Below are 16,128 nucleotides of genomic sequence, written 5' to 3' on the forward strand. Positions count from 1 at the left end.
ACACATCAGTGCCTGACCCACCGCTTTCGCGAGCAGGCTCGCTCCCACAGGGTTTGGTGAAATGTTCAAAAGGGGTTACTGGCCGTTCTTGACCTTGCTCCACACCCGCGTGCGCACCCGTTCGGTGGCTTTGGGCAGGGGTTCAAGGGTGTACAGCGTGGCCATCGCCGTGGCCGATGGATAAACCGCCGGGTTGTCCCGCGTGGCGGCGGCCACCAGCGCTGTCGCGGCGCGATTGCCATTGGGGTACGACAGATGATCACTGACCGGCGCGATCACTTCGGGGCGCAGCAGATAATCGATAAACGCCAGCCCTTGGGGCCGATTCGGCGCGTCCTTGAGCAGCACCAACGTGTCGAACCACACCGGCGCGCCTTCCTTGGGCAGGCTGTAGGCGATCTTCACGCCGTTGTTGACCTGCTCGGCATTGGTCTTGGCCTCGAGCATCGCCCCGGACCAACCGACCGCCACGCAAATGTTGCCGTTGGACAGGTCGCTGATGAATTTCGACGAGTTGAAATAGGCGATGTGCGGGCGCAGTTTCAGCAGTAGCGCTTCGGCTTTTTTATAGTCTTCGGGATCGGTGCTGTTGGGGGGCAAGCCGAGATAGTGCAGGGCGACCGGCAGCATCTCCGACGGCGAATCGAGCATCGCCACGCCGCACTGGCCGAGTTTGGCGAGGTTGGCTTCGTTGAACACCAGATCCCACGAATCCACCGGTGCCTTGTCGCCTAACGCTGCGCGCACCTTGTCGACGTTGTAACCGATGCCGTTGGTGCCCCACAGATACGGCACGGCGTATTGATTGCCGGGATCGTTGTTGGCCAGTTTTGCCAACAAATCGGCATCAAGATTCTTCCAGCCCGGCAGTTGCTCGCGTGGCAGCGGGGCCAGCGCGCCGGCCTTGATCAGCGTCGGCAGGCTGAAGTTGCTTGCCACCACCACATCGTAGCCGCTGCGACTGGTCATCAATTTGCCTTCGAGGACTTCGGCACTGTCGAAGGTGTCGTAGACCGGCTGGATACCGCTGTCGCGCTGGAAGTCGTGGAGGGTGTTCGGGCCGATGTAGTCGTACCAGTTGTAGACGTGCACGCTCGGCGCGTCAGCGGCCATGGCGATCGAGCTGGCGCCAATACCGGCCAGCAGGCCCAGTTGAATGCTGAGGTTGATACAGCCACGGTGACCACGCATGATGCGGCACTCCTGGCCTGTGCAGGCCGGTGATGAACAGGAGTGGTCAGCCTATCGGGCCGGTCACGCCTGACCCATTCCCATCATGGGTTACTCAAAAGGGGTAGTGCGTGGACGCATTGCTGCAGGAACTGCCGGTGCATCAAAGCCTGGCGCGGGTATTTGCCGGTGTCGGTCAGGACGGTTTCTGGCGTGCGCTGGTAGACACGTTGCGGCTGCTGGTGCCGCTGGACAACGCGCTGGTGGCGTTGATGAAAGCCGGGCAGGCGCCGCAATTGCTGATCGACTTTGACAGCAAGGGCCGCGCCGACGAGGAGGAAGAACTGGCCGGTTACAGCGCCGGGATGTACCTGCTTGATCCGTTCTATCAAACCGCCTCGACCGGTATTGCCGACGGCTTGCACAGCCTCGCCTCGGTGGCGCCGGACCAGTTTCTGCACAGCGAGTACTACCAGAGTTACTTTCGTTCGGTGGTGGGCGAGGACGAGTTGCAGTTCATGATCAACGTCGAGGGCGGCGTGCTCGGTTTGTCATTGGGCCGTTCGACGCCGTTCGACATGGCCGAGCAGGGCCGGTTGCTGTGCGTGCGCGATTGGGTGTTGGCGGCAATGCGTCGGCATGTGCAGTTGCTGCCGCCGCAGGGCGCGGCGGCGGAAATGGTGGTTGGGGATCTGGCGACGTTGCTCGACCGCTTCGACGCGCGGCTGACGGTGCGTGAGGTCGATACGGCGCGGCTGATTTTGCAGGGCTTCTCCAGCAAGGCAATGGCCCAGCAGATGGGCATTTCGCCGGAGACGGTCAAGGTGCATCGGCGCAATCTTTATCACAAGCTCAATGTCACCGGGCATGGCGAGTTGTTTGCTTTGGTGCTGCGCCCACCAACTCCCTGACCCAACACAATCCCCCTGTAGGAGTGAGCCTGCTCGCGATAGCGGTGTGTCAGATATCACCTATTTGACTGATAGACCGCTATCGCGAGCAGGCTCACTCCTACAAGGGATCTTCGGGGTGTCAGATAGTGCGCTGGAAGATCAGGGCCTTGAGACCGCTTTCAGGATCAATGTCCGGAAACTCCGGCGGATTCTCCAGTCGCTCTACAAAGCGCAGACTCGGTGCTTCCTGAGTCACGCCATCAATCAGAAAGTCCGAACCGAATGCCGGGTCGTTCATGCACGCCAGCACTGTGCCTTGCGCCGTGAGCAATTCCGGCAAGCGGCGCAGCACGCGCTGGTAATCCTTGGTCAGCAGGAAGCTGCCTTTCTGGAACGACGGCGGGTCGATGATCACCAGGTCATACGGGCCGCTGTTGATCACCTTGCCCCACGACTTGAACAGGTCGTGGCCGAGGAAACTGACTTTGCTCAGATCATGGCCGTTCAAGCGATGATTGTCGCGGCCACGGCTCAGGGCCGCGCGGGACATGTCCAGGTTGACCACATGACTGGCGCCGCCCTCGATGGCCGCCACGGAAAAACCGCAGGTGTAGGCAAACAGATTGAGCACACGTTTGCCGTTGGCCTGCTCGCGCACCCAGTTGCGCCCGTAACGCATGTCGAGAAACAGCCCGGCGTTCTGTTTGCGCCCCAGGTCGACGCGGTACTGCAAGCCGCCCTCGACGATGCTCATTTCTTCGATTTCATCGCCCAGCAACCATTCGGCAGTGCTCTGTGGCAAGTAGCGATGCTGGATCAGCAACGTGTGCGCGCCAGACTGTTTCCATTCGGCGGAATCTGTGAGACCCAGCAGCAACGCTTTGAGATTGTCCAGTTGCTCAGGCGCCGGTTCCTTGAACAGCGACACCAGCACCACGCCTTGCAGCCAGTCCACGGTCAACTGCTCCAGCCCGGCCCAGCAGCGACCGCGCCCGTGGAACAGGCGACGGGTTTCGCTCGGTGCAGCCGCGAGGGCCGGCAGCAGATGGGCGTGGAGGGTGGCGAGGGCTTCAGGGTTCATCGGTCAGAATCGGCAAGCAAAAGGGCCGGCATTTTAACCACAAATACACCGTCGCGAACGATTGCCGCTGACGGGCAAAAACGCCGTTTCGCAAAAGACCTGTATCAAAAGTGAATTTCTGCAGAGCCCGCTGCTCATACCAGTTAAGCAGCGGATTCAAGCCGCTAAATCGTTAATGCAATTCAGGGAGTGCAGTTCCATGTGCCCAATACCTACGGCGAGCGCGCACCTTCCTGACGGATTGATTCTGGTGGTTGAGGATGATCCGTTGATTCTGGAGTTTCTCTGCGAAATTCTTCAGGAGGAAGGTTTCAAAGTCGAGCCACGTACCAGCGCGGATGACGCCAAGCTGTATCTGGAAGAGCACGCGCCGGAAGTGGCCTTGCTGCTGACCGACATCACCATGCCCGGCGAAATCAATGGCGCCGGGTTGGCCAATCTGGTCGGCGAACGCTGGCCGGACAAGCCGGTCATGGTCATGTCCGGCTATGAAACCCCGGAGACGTCGGGGGTCAAACACCCGGTGGCGTTCATCAAGAAGCCGTGGGCCATCGGCCAGTTACTCGACTGCGTGGATAGCGCGTTCAAGTCCAAGGCTCCGCGCCTGCACTGAGATGCCGGGACGAATCGCCGGGCAAAAATGCTACATTGCCCGGCCAATCCGCCCAGTCTTGTCAAAGGATGCGATCTTTTGTCTGCTCACGATAACGTCTTCGATCGCGCGTTCGGCGCGTTTCTGTTCGACATGGACGGCACCGTCCTTAACTCCATCGCCGCCGCCGAGCGGATCTGGGCAGCCTGGGCCGTGCGCCATGGCGTCGATGTGGAAACGTTTTTGCCGACCATTCATGGTGTGCGCGCGATCGACACCATCACCCGGCTGAACCTGCCGGGGGTGGATGCCGAGGCGCAAGCGGCGTTCATCACCGAGGCGGAAATCGAAGACGTCGAAGGCATTGTCGAGATACCCGGCGCGGCGAGATTTCTCAATAGCCTGCCCAAAGATCGCTGGGCGATGGTGACGTCGGCGCCACGGGATCTGGCGTTGCGGCGCATGGCGGCGGCGGGGATTCCAACGCCTGCGGTGATGATCACCGCTGAAGATGTGAAGGCGGGTAAACCCGACCCGGCCGGCTATTTGCTGGCGGCCCAACGACTGGGCCTGGAGCCGCATGATTGCCTGATCTTTGAAGACGCCACCGTCGGTATTCAGGCTGCCGAAGCGGCCGGTGCACCGCTGATGATCATCACCACGACGCATCAGCATCCGCTGGAAACGGCCCATGCGACGCTGGCCAGTTATGCTGCGGTGCAGGTCAAGGTCGACAACGACGGCAAACTTCACCTGCAAAAAAACTGACACAACACAGTCCCTGTGGGAGCTGGCTTGCCAGCGATGAGGCCCTGTCAGTCACTATAAATTTGACTGAACTACCGCTATCGCTGGCAAGCCAGCTCCCACAGGGTTAAGTGTTGCCCTGTGGTCAGTAAACCCCCGGCACCAACCGCCAGCTCCGTGCGCAATAAGCGTCGTACTCCGTGCCAAACTGCGCCCGCAGCAGGGCTTCTTCCGAGTGAATCCGGGCAATCAACGGGATCAACGTCAGCGCCGCCAGCATCAACCCGACCACCGAACGAAACGCCAATGCCCAGCCCACGGCATTGATCAACAACCCCAGATAACTCGGATTGCGCAGCCGTTGATAAATGCCATCGGTGACTAACCGATGCCCCGGTTGAATCGCCACCAGTCCGCTGAAACGCCGTCCCAGCACAAACACCGGCCACAACCGCAGCACGCCGCCGACGATAAACAGCAATGCGCCGAGCCAGCGCACGCCTTCACCGCCCAGCGTCCAGAAATTCACCCGGTCGCAGTAAGCCGGCAGAAAACCACTGAGCAGCCCGATCACACCGAACGCCGGAATCACCCAGCGATTGGCGCGGTCTTCGCGCTCGCCAGTGCTCAGGTTGACCTCACTGAACAGCGAAGCAATCACCATCGCCACCGTCGCCAATGCGACGATCACCAGCGAACCGTGGGAAAAGAACATCGCCACGCCGCCAATGCCCCACACCGCCAGGCCGAGGTAGGCGAGGGTGGCGAGTACCGCGACGACGGTCATTTGTGCGGACATTCTCATGGTCAACTCACGGCTGGATGCTGATCTGATGAGTGTAGATCCACCGCAAAACCTGTGGGAGCGAGCCTGCTCGCGAAGGCTTTGGGTCAGTCACATTCGATGTTGGATGTGCCGGCCCCTTCGCGAGCAGGCTCGCTCCCACAGGTTATGGGGTAGATTTCAATTCTGTGAACGACACGAATTCCTGTGGGAGCGAGCTTGCTCGCGAAGAGGCCCTGTCAGTCAGCGGCTATCTCACCGTCAGTCAGGACTTTCCTGAAGGTTTCCACCAATGGCCGCAAATTGATCCGGTGCCACGCCGCCCACAACGGCGTGGTCAACGTCAGCCACGGCAGTTCGCGCAGCACCACACCCGGCGGTGCGTTATGGCTCAGGCCTTTTTGAATCATCGCAATCCCCAGCCCCGACGCCACCAGACCCAGCGCGGTAAACGGTTCGGTCGCCTGCATGCGCACATCCGGGGTGAAGCCGGCGCGAATGCAGGCGCTGGCAAACTCATCTTTGGCATCCTGACGCGGCTGCACGCCGATCCATTCCTGATCGGCCAGATCCTCGGGACTCAACGCCGCTTGCTGCGCCAAACGATGCTGCTCCGGCAACGCCAGCAGCATCGGGTCATCGAGCACCTGGAAACTCAGCAGATCCGGATCGTCATCGGTCGGCGGCTCGCTCACCAACGCGATATCGAGACTACGCTGTCGCAAGCCCTCCAATTGCTCGGCGGAGCTGAGGTTGTACAACGCGACGTGTACGTTGGGACGATCCGCGCGTAACACGCGCAAGGCATTGGGCAGGACACCGGCGTGCATGGCGTTCTCGATATAGCCGATGCACAAACCGCCTTCTTCGCCGCGACCGAGGCGCTTGCCGAGGGATTCCAGGCGATTGGCGTGGGTCAGCAGGGCGCGGGTTTCGGCGAGGAAGGTCTGGCCATCACGGGTCAGGCGAATGCGTTGCTGACTGCGCTCGAACAGCGTCAGGCCCAGGCGTTCTTCGAGCTGGGCGATCTGCCGGCTCAGCGGCGACTGGGAAATATGCAGCCGTTCGGCGGCGCGGCCGACGTGTTCTTCCTCGGCGACTACAACGAAGTAGCGCAATTGGCGGATGTCGATCATGTCAGACCTATAGGGACTCAAGTGCTGCAGATTATGTCTTGGACGGTCTCGGTGTCGCAATCTAGGATCTGCTCAACGGTCACGCCGACCAAGAACGTATGAGGACAATCCAATGAGCTTGAAAGACAAACTTCCCGGTCAACTGGGCTTCGGCACCGCGCCACTGGGCAACATGTTCCGCGCCATCCCCGAAGAAGAAGCGCAGGCCACCGTGCACGCCGCGTGGGATGCCGGCGTGCGCTACTTCGATACCGCGCCGTTCTACGGCTCCGGTCTCTCGGAGATCCGCCTCGGCGAAGCACTGAAGCAGTACAAACGCGACGACTACGTGCTGAGCAGCAAGGTCGGCCGGGTGATTCTCGATGAAATCGAAGACGCCGCCGCCCGCGATCTCGGCGAGAAGAGCGGGGTGTTCGAGCACGGTCGGCCGAACAAGATCGTCAACGACTACAGCGCCGACGCGACTATGCGTTCGATCGAAGACAGCCTCAAGCGTCTGCAAACCGATCGCCTCGACATCGTCTGGGTGCACGACATCGCTCAGGATTTTTACGGCGATCAATGGCTGGAGTACTTCAATCAGGCCCGCACTGGCGCATTCAAAGTGCTCACCCGCTTGCGCGAAGAAGGCGTAATCAAAGGCTGGGGCCTGGGCGTGAACAAAGTCGAGCCGTGCGAACTGACCCTTGATCTCAGCGAAGCGCAGCCGGACGGTTTCCTGTTGGCCGGTCGCTACACGCTGCTTGATCACGAACGCCCGCTGCAGCGCTTGATGGATGCGGCTCGGGCGCAGAACGTTGAAATCGTTGTCGGTGGCCCTTACAGCTCAGGCATTCTCGCCGGCGGCTCGCACTTCGAATACCAGCAGGCCAGCCCTGAAGTCATCGCCAAGGTCGAGCAGATCAAACGCATCGCCGCCGCTTACAACGTTGATATCAAAGCCGCCGCGCTACAGTTTTCGCTGGCCAATCCGACGGTCGCTGCAGTGATTCCCGGCGCGAGCAAACCCGGTCGTATCGCCGAAGATGTCGCGGCGTTGTCGGCGATCATTCCTGCCGGTTTCTGGCAGGCGATGCGCGACGCCAGACTGGTTTCTGAACGTGCACCATTGCCAATCGATGAGGTGAAAGCATGAAGATTGATCTGAGTGGAAAACTGGCCATCATCAGCGGCAGCACCGCCGGCATTGGTCTGGGCATCAGCCAGTCGCTGGCCGAATCCGGCGCCACCGTGGTGGTGATCGGCCGCGACACGGCCAAGGTCGAGCAGGCGCTGGCGAGCATTCGGCAGAAAGTGCCGGGGGCGCAGTTGCGTGGTTTGACTGCGGATCTGGGCACGGCCGAGGGCGCGCAAAAACTCTTCGCCGCTGAGCCGCGCGCGGACATTCTGGTGAACAATCTCGGCATCTTTAATGACGTGGATTTCTTCGATACGCCGGACAGCGAGTGGACGCGCTTCTATGAGGTCAATGTGATTTCCGGCGTGCGCTTGGCGCGGCACTACGTGCCGGCGATGGTCGAGCAGGGCTGGGGCCGGGTGATCTTTCTTTCCTCGGAATCCGGCGTGGCCACGCCAGCCGACATGATCAACTACGGCGTCACCAAAAGCGCCAATCTGGCGGTGTCCCACGGTCTGGCCAAACGTCTGGCTGGCACCGGGGTGACGGTCAATGCGATCCTGCCGGGGCCGACCTTCACCGACGGCCTGGAAGACATGCTCAAGGAGGCTGCCGCCGAATCCGGGCGCAACCTGCGCGATGAAGCCGACGCCTTTGTGCGCAAGGCCCGCCCGACCTCGATCATCCAGCGCGTGGCGGATGTCGAAGAGGTCGCGCATCTGGTGACCTACATTGCTTCGCCGCTGTCCTCGGCCACCACCGGCGCCGCGTTGCGCGTCGATGGCGGCGTGGTCGACAGCCTGACTATCTGAATTCTGGAGAGACGTTTATTTATGCCAACAGCATCCGCAACCATCGACATTCCGGCCTCGGCCGATCAGGTCTGGCAATTGATCGGCGGCTTCAACACGCTGCCCGATTGGCTGCCCTTTATTCCCAACAGTGAGCTGAGCGACGGTGGCCGTGTGCGCACCTTGCAGACCGCTGACGGCGCTGTGGTAATCGAGCGACTGCAAGCGTTCGATAACGCCGCGAAGACTTACAGCTATTCGATCGAACAGGCACCGTTCCCGGCGACTGATTACCTGGCGACGATCAAGGTTGAAGCCCAAGGGCAGGGTGCACGGGTGACGTGGTCGGGTCGTTTCAACGCCAAAGGCGTGAGTGATGAGGAAGTGGTGGCGTTGTTTAACGGCATCTATCAGGGTGGCCTCGAGGCACTCCGTGCCAATTACCCAACCTGAGTTGATGATCGTTCCCACGCAGAGCGTGGGAACGATCATGTTGGGAATCAGGAGTTTTCGATCAGGCTCTGCCGGCAATCGAGCAGCAGTTTCGCCCCGCCCAGATCACTGCTGCCGACTTCAAGACTGAAGCCATGCAAGCTGACAATCGCCGCCACAATCGACAATCCGAGGCCAAAGCCACCCTGCGGCTGCCCACCCTCGGCGCGATAGAAGCGCTGGAACACCGCCTCACGCTCAGCCTCGGGAATCCCCGGCCCTGAGTCGTGCACCTCAATCCGCGTTTGCCCACCGGCGTTCACCCCACGCAACATCACCGTGCCGCCCGGTGGCGTGAACTTGATCGAGTTGCTCAGCAGATTGGCCAAGGCCTCGAACAGCAACGCCCGATCACCATTGAGCGGCGGCAGGGTCTCCGGCATGTTCAGCTCGAAACGCAGCTCGCCTTCCTCGGCCAATGGCAAATAAAACTCGTGCAGTTCTTTCAGCAATTGCACTGGATCGAGCTCGACAAAACCTGAACGGCGCTGGCGATCCTCAAGCTCGGAAATCCGCAACAACCCGCGAAACCGCGCCATCAGCGTGTCCGCTTCGGCGAGCACCAGATCCAGTTGCGCCGCTTCCTGCGAACCTTCACCAGCCTGCTGCTGCATGCGATACAACTGCGCGCGCAGGCGCGTCAGTGGCGTGCGCAGATCATGGGCGATGTTGTCGCAGACGCCTTTGACTTCATTCATCAAGCGCTCGATGCGCTCCAGCATCGCATTGACGATGGCCGCGAGCATGTCCAGTTCATCGCGGCGATTGGACAGCGGCAGGCGCCGGGTCAGGTCGCCGGCAACAATCGCCTGAGCGCTGGCCTGAATCGCCCGGATGCGCCGCAACGGTCGACGGCGCAGCAAATGCCAACCGGCAATGCCCGGCAGAATCGTCAGTGACACGCCCCAGAACAACGCATGCAAAATGATCCGCGTGACGGCGAACAGCGAGCCGTTGTCGCGCAGCAACACCAGCCAGCGCCCATCGCGGGTTTGTGTGGCCACCGCATCGCAGCTGTCATTGGGCAGGGTCGGGTCATCGGAGTCGGCGCATTCGGCAAGCATGTGGATCTTGCCGTCCAGCGGCAGGCCTTCGGGGATCTGCTGGAGCGCTCCACCGAGGTAAACGCCGTTGGCGTCGAACAGGCCATAGGCGTCGATGCCGCGAATGTCGAAGGTCATGCTGGCGGCGAGGGCGTCTTCCAGTTGTTCGCCGCGAAAGTGCGAAAACAGGTGCTGACGTTGCATCAACGAGTGTTTGGCGAGGTTGTCGAGGTAGCCGGAGACCTCGTAATACATGACCCCCATGAGGATCGCGCTCCAGGCCACGAACAGCGAACTGTAGAGCGCCAGCAATCGGCTGCTGGAGGAGCGCCAGCCGTCAGACGGGTTCGGCAATGACATAACCCGAGCCCCGTACCGTGCGGATCAACGGCACATGGCCGGCGGCGTCGATCTTCTTGCGCAGACGGCCGATGTGCACGTCGATCAGGTTGGTCCCGGGGTCGAAGTGATAGCCCCAGACCTCTTCGAAAATCATCATCCGCGAAAGGATCTGGCCACTGTTGCGCATAAGGAACTCGAGCAGCTTGTACTCAGTCGGCAACAGCGTCAGCACCTGTTCGGCGCGGCGCGCTTCATGGCTGATCAAGTCCAGTTCGAGGTCGGCCACCTGCAACGTCGTTGCCTGAGTGGCGCCGCTGTTCTGCCGACGCAGCAACACTTCGACCCGTGCGGCCATCTCGTCGGTGGCGAACGGTTTGGTCAGGTAATCATCACCGCCGGCGCGCAAGCCGCGTACGCGCTCGTCGACATCGGAGAGGGCGCTGATCATCAGAATCGGCGTGGCCACGCCCATGGTACGCAGCGTGGTGACGATGGCCAGGCCATCGAGTTCGGGCAGCATGCGGTCGAGGGTGATCAGGTCGTAGTTGCCGCTCACGGCGCGGTCGAGCCCTTCGCGGCCATTGTCGACCCAGTCGACTTCCAGCCCGTGGCTGCTCAGTTCGGCGACGATTTCCCGAGCGGTCACGGCGTCGTCTTCGATGGTCAAGATACGAGTCATAGGCAGGCCTGCTGATCGGTTCAAACGGAATGGCAGCATTTTGCCAAGAAATTCCGCTGACGCTTTAAATTAACTTTCATGTTGACCTGTCACAAACGCAGATTTGGAGCGCTATTGATACTTGAGGCCAATGCATAAAACCCGCTGTTATCCGGCAATTATTGCAATTTGCAAGGTTTGCGTAAGTTCATTCTTTCTAACTTATTGAAATTAAAAATTTTATTTAATTTTCGCGAATGGCACGGTCACTGCAATTCCTCTGCTGACGAGTTGTAACACCATTTTTCATGCCTGGAGCAGAACAACAATGAATAGATCTTCTGATGGGTTTTATCCTGCCGTTGAAGAGTCGAGCAGCGTTTCGGGCGTGTCCTGGGGCGCGATTTTCGCAGGTGCCGCGGCTGCCGCTGCCCTGTCGATGATTTTGGTCCTGCTCGGGTTCGGTTTGGGTTTCTCTGCCGTTTCACCGTGGGCCGGAGAGGGCGTCAGCGCCAAGGGCCTGGGCATTTCAACGATTGTCTGGCTGGCGCTGACGCAAATCATCGCTTCCGGCATGGGCGGTTATATCGCCGGTCGCTTGCGGGTGAAGTGGGCGAACATGCACGGTGACGAGGTGTATTTCCGCGACACCGCGCACGGCTTCCTGGCCTGGTGTGTGGCTACATTGGTCACTGCAGTGCTGGTGGTCGGCTCGGTCAGCAGCGTGATCAGTGGTGGTGTGCAGGCCGGTGCCAGTGTGGCTGGCGGTGCTGCCAGCGCCATGACTCAAGCAGCCGGTTCTGCGGCGGCCAACACCGACAGCAACCAGTACGGCTACTACATCGACAGCCTGTTCCGCGATGACCGTCCGGCCTCTGTCAGCGATGACGCCGCTCATGGCGCTGTGGCCCGCATCTTTGCGCAAAGCCTGGCCAACGGTCAGCTGAGTGCTGAAGACCGTACTTACCTCGCACAACTGGTCGCGCAACGTACCAACCTGACTCAGGCCGATGCCGAACGTCGCGTTGACGAGATTTATGCGCGCACTCAGAAAGCCCTCGCCGACGCCAAAGTCAAAGCTCAACAAGCCGCCGACACCGCTGCGAAAGTCGCTGCCTTGACCTCGCTGTGGATGTTCATTTCGCTGTTGGCCGGTGCGTTCTTCGCCAGCCTCGCGGCTACTTACGGCGGTCGTCGTCGGGATGCCGTCGAGTACGTAGAAGTCGACACCTACACCACGACCACTCCAGTCCGTTAAACAAGGAGCATCACCATGCGCTCATTACTGCTGTTTTTCCTCGGCGTACCGATCCCGATCATCATCCTGATCGCCCTGTTCGTGCACTGATTGCTCCATTGAGGCCCATGCCTCGGCCGTTTCCACCTTCGGGTGGAAGCGGCTTTTTGCTTTCTGACGGGCAACAAGGGGAAAATCCGCGTCGGCAACGGGGCGGCCGTTGCGCGCACGTTTAAGGATGAATACGTTGAACAAGCAAGCAATCAAACGAAAAGTCGTCGAAATGCTCGATAGCGGGCATTCCAGGGCCGAAACCTTCAAGGCGTTTTCGGGTGGCAAGGTCAAGGATCGAGTGCTGGCGGGCTGGATCGGGGCGCATCCGGATCCCGCCCTGAGAAAACGACACGCCGTTAAAGTCAACATTCTGGTCGCACTGATGGGTATCTGGGGACTTCTCGGGGCGATAGCCGGGCTGCTTCAAATCAATGACGGTGGCATCGCTATGGCATTGACCATGGTCTTGATTATTGGCGTGATTCCGCTCTTGTTTGCGTGGGGCTTTTACAAGGGCATCGCGGTGATTTACACAATCTATGTCACCTTCACGATCAGCCAGATTCCTCGTGAATTCTACGGCTTCAGTGAAGAACCCGTGTCGACTCTGCTCGGCGTGGCGTTCATTCTGGCCATGGTGTTCTACGCCGCCTGGGTCAAATCGCTGCTGTTTCCGGACCTCGCTTTGGTCGGTACAAGGAAGATCAAAGGGCAGTACGTCTTCTCCAATTGATCGTTGGACAATCCAGCCGCTTTCACTGGCTTGGATCAATATTTCGCCGGGCGATATCGCCTAACGTAAATGATCCAGGCCTTTGCTGAGGCATGAACTACAGTGCTTCACGCGCACCTTGTTGCGCTGACGAAGTAGCTGCGTCGACGCCCCTCACAGCCACAATAAACGCGTCGACCCGGTGTAGTGCAGCAAGGAGCTGACACCACCTCAACCGAACTCTCACGGATGAACATAGCAATGCACTGCCAAGAAAGAACCTTCGATATCCAGCCGTTGGCGCAGGCGGACATGACCGTCCACATCAACGGTCAAGCGGTCACCGCCGCCATCGGCGAAACCGTCCTCAGCGTTATCCAGTCCCTCGGCGTTCGCCAGATTGCCCGCAACGATCACGACCAGATCACCGGCGCCTATTGCGGCATGGGCGTGTGCCAGTGCTGCCTGGTGAAAATCAACGGCCGGCACAAACGCCGTGCCTGCCAGACTGTGGTGCGTGACGGCATGCAGATTGAAACCCAGGTCAACCGCATCACCGCGCAGGAGGTGGTCGTATGAGCCTGCAACCGGTCATCGTCGGCGGCGGCCCGGCGGGGATGGCGGCGGCCATCGAACTGGCGCGCCACGGGGTGCGTTGCACCTTGCTCGAAGAAGCTTCACGCCTTGGCGGTGTGGTCTATCGCGGGCCGCTGCGTGACGGCGTGCAGCTGGATTATCTCGGCCCGCGCTACTCCGAAGCGCTGGGCAAACTGCACGGTGATTTTCAGGAACAGGCCGGGCTGATCGATGTACGCCTCAACCATCGTGTGGTCGGCGCCGAAGGTACTCGTGCATTGGTAGTGCTGGATGGCGATGAGCAATTGCACGAGATCGAGTATCCGCAATTGCTCCTGGCTGCCGGTTGCCACGAACGCAGCGTGCCGTTTCCGGGCTGGACGTTGCCGGGGGTGATCATGCTCGGCGGTCTGCAACTGCAAATCAAAAGTGGCGTGGTCAAGCCGCAAGGGCCGGTGATCATCGCCGGCACCGGGCCGTTGCTGCCGCTGGTGGCGACGCAGTTGCATGCGTCGGGCGTCAGCGTCGCGGGCGTGTATGAGGCTTGCGCGTTCGGCAAGATTGCCCGCGAAAGTCTGGCGCTGCTGAACAAGCCGCAATTGTTTCTCGATGGTTTGAGCATGCTCGCCTACCTGAAACTGCACGGCATCCCGATGAACTACGGCTGGGGCGTGGTCGAGGCGCATGGCGAGGGCGAGCTGAAAAGCGTCAGCGTCGCGCCGTACTCGGCCACGTGGGAACCGGACATGAGCCGCGTCGAGCGTTTCGAAGCCAAGACCCTCGCGGTCGGTTATGGCTTTATTCCGCGCACCCAACTGAGCCAGCAGATGGGCATGGATCACGGCTTCAGCGATGACGGTTATCTGCGCGCCAACGCGAACGTCTGGCAGCAAAGTAACGAACCCCACGTGCACCTGGCCGGTGACATGGGCGGGATTCGCGGCGGTGAAGCGGCGATGCTCGCCGGCAAGATCGCCGCAACCTCGATTCTCCTGCAACGCGGCGTGCTCGAAGAGGAATTGGCGCGTGTGCGCCGCGACCGCTACTTGAGCAAACTCAAAGCCATCGTGCGCTTTCGCGCTGCTGTGGATCGCTACACCGAACGCGGCGTCGGCCAGACCGCATTGCCTGCCGCTGACACGGTGATCTGCCGTTGCGAACACGCGACCCGCGCTGACATCGACTTGGCGCTGGAGCAAGGCGTGCAAGACATCGCCAGCCTGAAAATGCGCACCCGCGTAAGCATGGGCGATTGCCAGGGGCGCATGTGCGTCGGCTACTGCAGCGACCGCTTGCGTCAAGCGACCGGGCGCAAGGACGTCGGTTGGCTGCGCCCGCGATTCCCGATTGATCCGATTCCTTTTTCCGCGTTCCAGTCTGTCGGCACGGAGGCCGCTGCCCATGAGTAAGTTCTACGACGTGATCATTGCCGGCGGCGGCGTGATCGGGGCGTCCTGCGCCTATCAATTGTCCAAGCGCAAAAACCTCAAAGTGGCGCTGATCGATGCCAAGCGCCCGGGCAACGCCACCCGTGCGTCGGCCGGCGGTTTGTGGGCGATCGGTGAGTCGGTCGGCCTCGGCTGCGGGGTGATTTTCTTCCGCATGATGTCGGCCAACCGCAAGCGCGAAACCCAGGGCGCGGCGGTAGCAGTGGACGCAAGCACGCCGCACATTCTGCCGGAGTCATTCTTCGATTTCGCCCTGCAGTCCAACGCGCTGTACCCGGCGCTGCACCGTGAGCTGAAAGACAACCACGGCATGGATTTCAAGTTCGAAAAGACCGGGTTGAAATTCGTCATTTACGACGATGAAGACCGGCTCTACGCCGAGCACATCGTCGGCTGCATTCCGCACCTGGCCGATCAGGTGCGCTGGCTCGACCAAGCGGCGCTACGCGAGTCTGAACCGAGCGTCAGCCACGAAGCACGCGGGGCACTGGAGTTTCTCTGCGATCACCAGGTCAGCCCGTTCCGCCTCGCCGATGCCTACATGGAAGGTGCACGGCAGAACGGCGTCGACATCTTCGTCAACACCAACGTCACCGGTGTGTTGCATCACGGCAGTCGCGTCACCGGTGTGCAGACGGCCGAGGAGGGCGTGTTCCACTGCAAGACGCTGATCAACGCCGGTGGTGCCTGGGCGGCGGACTTGAGTGAATGGGCGACGGGTATTCGTATCCCGGTGAAACCGGTAAAGGGCCAGATTCTGCTGACCGAGCGCATGCCGAAAATCCTTAACGGCTGCCTGACCACCAGCGACTGCTACGTGGCGCAGAAGGACAACGGCGAGATCCTGATCGGCAGCACCACCGAAGATAAGGGCTTCGACGTCACCACCACCTACCCGGAAATCGCCGGGCTGGTGCAGGGCGCGGTGCGCTGCCTGCCGGAACTCAAGGACGTCAATCTGAAACGCACCTGGGCGGGTTTGCGTCCGGGCTCGCCGGATGAGTTGCCGATTCTCGGACCCATGCGTGGGGTGGAAGGGTATTTGAATGCCTGCGGACACTTCCGCACCGGCATTCTGACCTCGGCGATTACCGGTGTGCTGCTGGACAAACTGGTCAACGATGAGCCGTTGCCGCTGGATATCACGCCGTTTCTGGCGGACCGCTTTGAAGTCGCGCCGGTCAAGCAAGCGTTGGAACTGGAACTGGCCTGACCTTGGCAAGATGATCGTTCCCACGCTCCGCGTGGGAATGCC

Annotated in this window: 18 protein-coding genes; 11 read left to right on the forward strand and 7 right to left on the reverse strand. The window is 60.6% G+C overall.

Annotation, left to right across the window (positions count from 1 at the left end):
- Positions 1-75: 75 nt before the first annotated feature.
- Positions 76-1,191: a polyamine ABC transporter substrate-binding protein gene (locus CKW14_RS02140; RefSeq protein ID WP_095124520.1), complete on the reverse strand. Its 1,116-nt coding sequence runs from the start codon at positions 1,189-1,191 to the stop codon at positions 76-78.
- Positions 1,192-1,301: 110 nt separating this feature from the next.
- Between CKW14_RS02140 and CKW14_RS02145 the strand changes: the two genes are divergently transcribed.
- Positions 1,302-2,081 (forward strand): helix-turn-helix transcriptional regulator, encoded by a 780-nt coding sequence (locus tag CKW14_RS02145; RefSeq protein WP_095124521.1) that lies wholly within the window; start codon positions 1,302-1,304, stop codon positions 2,079-2,081.
- 121 nt (positions 2,082-2,202) lie between these two features.
- Here the strand turns inward: CKW14_RS02145 and CKW14_RS02150 are convergent, their stop codons facing one another.
- The gene (locus tag CKW14_RS02150; protein WP_095124522.1) at positions 2,203-3,144 is read right to left on the reverse strand and encodes a class I SAM-dependent methyltransferase; all 942 of its coding nucleotides are present in this window, start codon (positions 3,142-3,144) and stop codon (positions 2,203-2,205) included.
- Positions 3,145-3,343: 199 nt separating this feature from the next.
- Between CKW14_RS02150 and CKW14_RS02155 the strand changes: the two genes are divergently transcribed.
- Entirely contained in the window at positions 3,344-3,757 is a 414-nt protein-coding gene (locus CKW14_RS02155) for a response regulator (RefSeq protein WP_095048027.1), read from the forward strand.
- A 78-nt stretch (positions 3,758-3,835) separates the two neighbouring features.
- Positions 3,836-4,504 carry an HAD family hydrolase gene (locus tag CKW14_RS02160; protein WP_095124523.1) on the forward strand — a complete coding sequence of 223 codons (669 nt, stop codon included), beginning with the start codon at positions 3,836-3,838 and terminating at the stop codon, positions 4,502-4,504.
- 124 nt (positions 4,505-4,628) lie between these two features.
- Here CKW14_RS02160 and CKW14_RS02165 read toward each other — a convergent pair whose 3' ends face one another.
- Together CKW14_RS02165 and CKW14_RS02170 are read right to left on the reverse strand one after the other, a co-directional pair.
- Complete coding sequence (locus CKW14_RS02165) at positions 4,629-5,288, reverse strand: isoprenylcysteine carboxylmethyltransferase family protein (RefSeq protein ID WP_095124524.1); 660 nt, start codon at positions 5,286-5,288, stop codon at positions 4,629-4,631.
- A gap of 218 nt (positions 5,289-5,506) precedes the next feature.
- Positions 5,507-6,403: a LysR substrate-binding domain-containing protein gene (locus CKW14_RS02170; RefSeq protein ID WP_095048024.1), complete on the reverse strand. Its 897-nt coding sequence runs from the start codon at positions 6,401-6,403 to the stop codon at positions 5,507-5,509.
- Positions 6,404-6,515: 112 nt separating this feature from the next.
- On the opposite strand from CKW14_RS02170, the gene CKW14_RS02175 reads away from it, so the two are divergent.
- The 3 genes from CKW14_RS02175 to CKW14_RS02185 are packed head-to-tail and all read left to right on the forward strand — an operon-like array spanning position 6,516 to position 8,764.
- Positions 6,516-7,538, forward strand: coding sequence for an aldo/keto reductase (locus tag CKW14_RS02175; protein ID WP_095124525.1), 1,023 nt, complete (start codon positions 6,516-6,518; stop codon positions 7,536-7,538).
- On the forward strand, positions 7,535-8,332 hold the full coding sequence (locus CKW14_RS02180; RefSeq protein WP_095124526.1) for an SDR family NAD(P)-dependent oxidoreductase: 798 nt from the start codon (positions 7,535-7,537) through the stop codon (positions 8,330-8,332). The genes CKW14_RS02175 and CKW14_RS02180 overlap by 4 nt, the downstream gene beginning before the upstream one ends.
- Positions 8,333-8,353: 21 nt before the next feature.
- Entirely contained in the window at positions 8,354-8,764 is a 411-nt protein-coding gene (locus tag CKW14_RS02185; RefSeq protein WP_095048021.1) for an SRPBCC family protein, read from the forward strand.
- A gap of 47 nt (positions 8,765-8,811) precedes the next feature.
- Here CKW14_RS02185 and CKW14_RS02190 read toward each other — a convergent pair whose 3' ends face one another.
- Positions 8,812-10,206: a HAMP domain-containing sensor histidine kinase gene (locus tag CKW14_RS02190; protein ID WP_095124527.1), complete on the reverse strand. Its 1,395-nt coding sequence runs from the start codon at positions 10,204-10,206 to the stop codon at positions 8,812-8,814.
- Positions 10,184-10,867 (reverse strand): response regulator transcription factor, encoded by a 684-nt coding sequence (locus tag CKW14_RS02195; RefSeq protein ID WP_007914996.1) that lies wholly within the window; start codon positions 10,865-10,867, stop codon positions 10,184-10,186. The genes CKW14_RS02190 and CKW14_RS02195 overlap by 23 nt, the downstream gene beginning before the upstream one ends.
- Before the next feature lie 307 nt (positions 10,868-11,174).
- On the opposite strand from CKW14_RS02195, the gene CKW14_RS02200 reads away from it, so the two are divergent.
- A complete protein-coding gene (locus CKW14_RS02200) occupies positions 11,175-12,104 on the forward strand; it encodes a hypothetical protein (protein ID WP_095048019.1) in 930 nt (309 codons plus the stop codon).
- A 24-nt stretch (positions 12,105-12,128) separates the two neighbouring features.
- Here CKW14_RS02200 and CKW14_RS29220 read toward each other — a convergent pair whose 3' ends face one another.
- The gene (locus CKW14_RS29220; RefSeq protein WP_141231768.1) at positions 12,129-12,338 is read right to left on the reverse strand and encodes a hypothetical protein; all 210 of its coding nucleotides are present in this window, start codon (positions 12,336-12,338) and stop codon (positions 12,129-12,131) included.
- Here CKW14_RS29220 and CKW14_RS02205 point away from each other — a divergent pair.
- The 4 genes from CKW14_RS02205 to hcnC all read left to right on the forward strand — a co-directional run bounded on the left by CKW14_RS02205 (position 12,331) and on the right by hcnC (position 16,086).
- Entirely contained in the window at positions 12,331-12,870 is a 540-nt protein-coding gene (locus CKW14_RS02205) for a hypothetical protein (protein WP_007915001.1), read from the forward strand. The two genes, CKW14_RS29220 and CKW14_RS02205, sit on opposite strands and share 8 nt — an antisense overlap.
- 240 nt (positions 12,871-13,110) lie before the next feature.
- Positions 13,111-13,428 (forward strand): cyanide-forming glycine dehydrogenase subunit HcnA, encoded by a 318-nt coding sequence (gene hcnA, locus CKW14_RS02210; protein WP_034156200.1) that lies wholly within the window; start codon positions 13,111-13,113, stop codon positions 13,426-13,428.
- Positions 13,425-14,834 carry a cyanide-forming glycine dehydrogenase subunit HcnB gene (gene hcnB, locus CKW14_RS02215; RefSeq protein ID WP_095124528.1) on the forward strand — a complete coding sequence of 470 codons (1,410 nt, stop codon included), beginning with the start codon at positions 13,425-13,427 and terminating at the stop codon, positions 14,832-14,834. Before hcnA ends, hcnB begins: the two co-directional genes overlap by 4 nt.
- Positions 14,827-16,086: a cyanide-forming glycine dehydrogenase subunit HcnC gene (gene hcnC / locus CKW14_RS02220; protein WP_095048017.1), complete on the forward strand. Its 1,260-nt coding sequence runs from the start codon at positions 14,827-14,829 to the stop codon at positions 16,084-16,086. The genes hcnB and hcnC overlap by 8 nt, the downstream gene beginning before the upstream one ends.
- Positions 16,087-16,128 lie beyond the last annotated feature (42 nt).

This window comes from Pseudomonas sp. Irchel s3a12 (assembly GCF_900187485.1).
Classification (GTDB): domain Bacteria; phylum Pseudomonadota; class Gammaproteobacteria; order Pseudomonadales; family Pseudomonadaceae; genus Aquipseudomonas; species Aquipseudomonas neuropathica.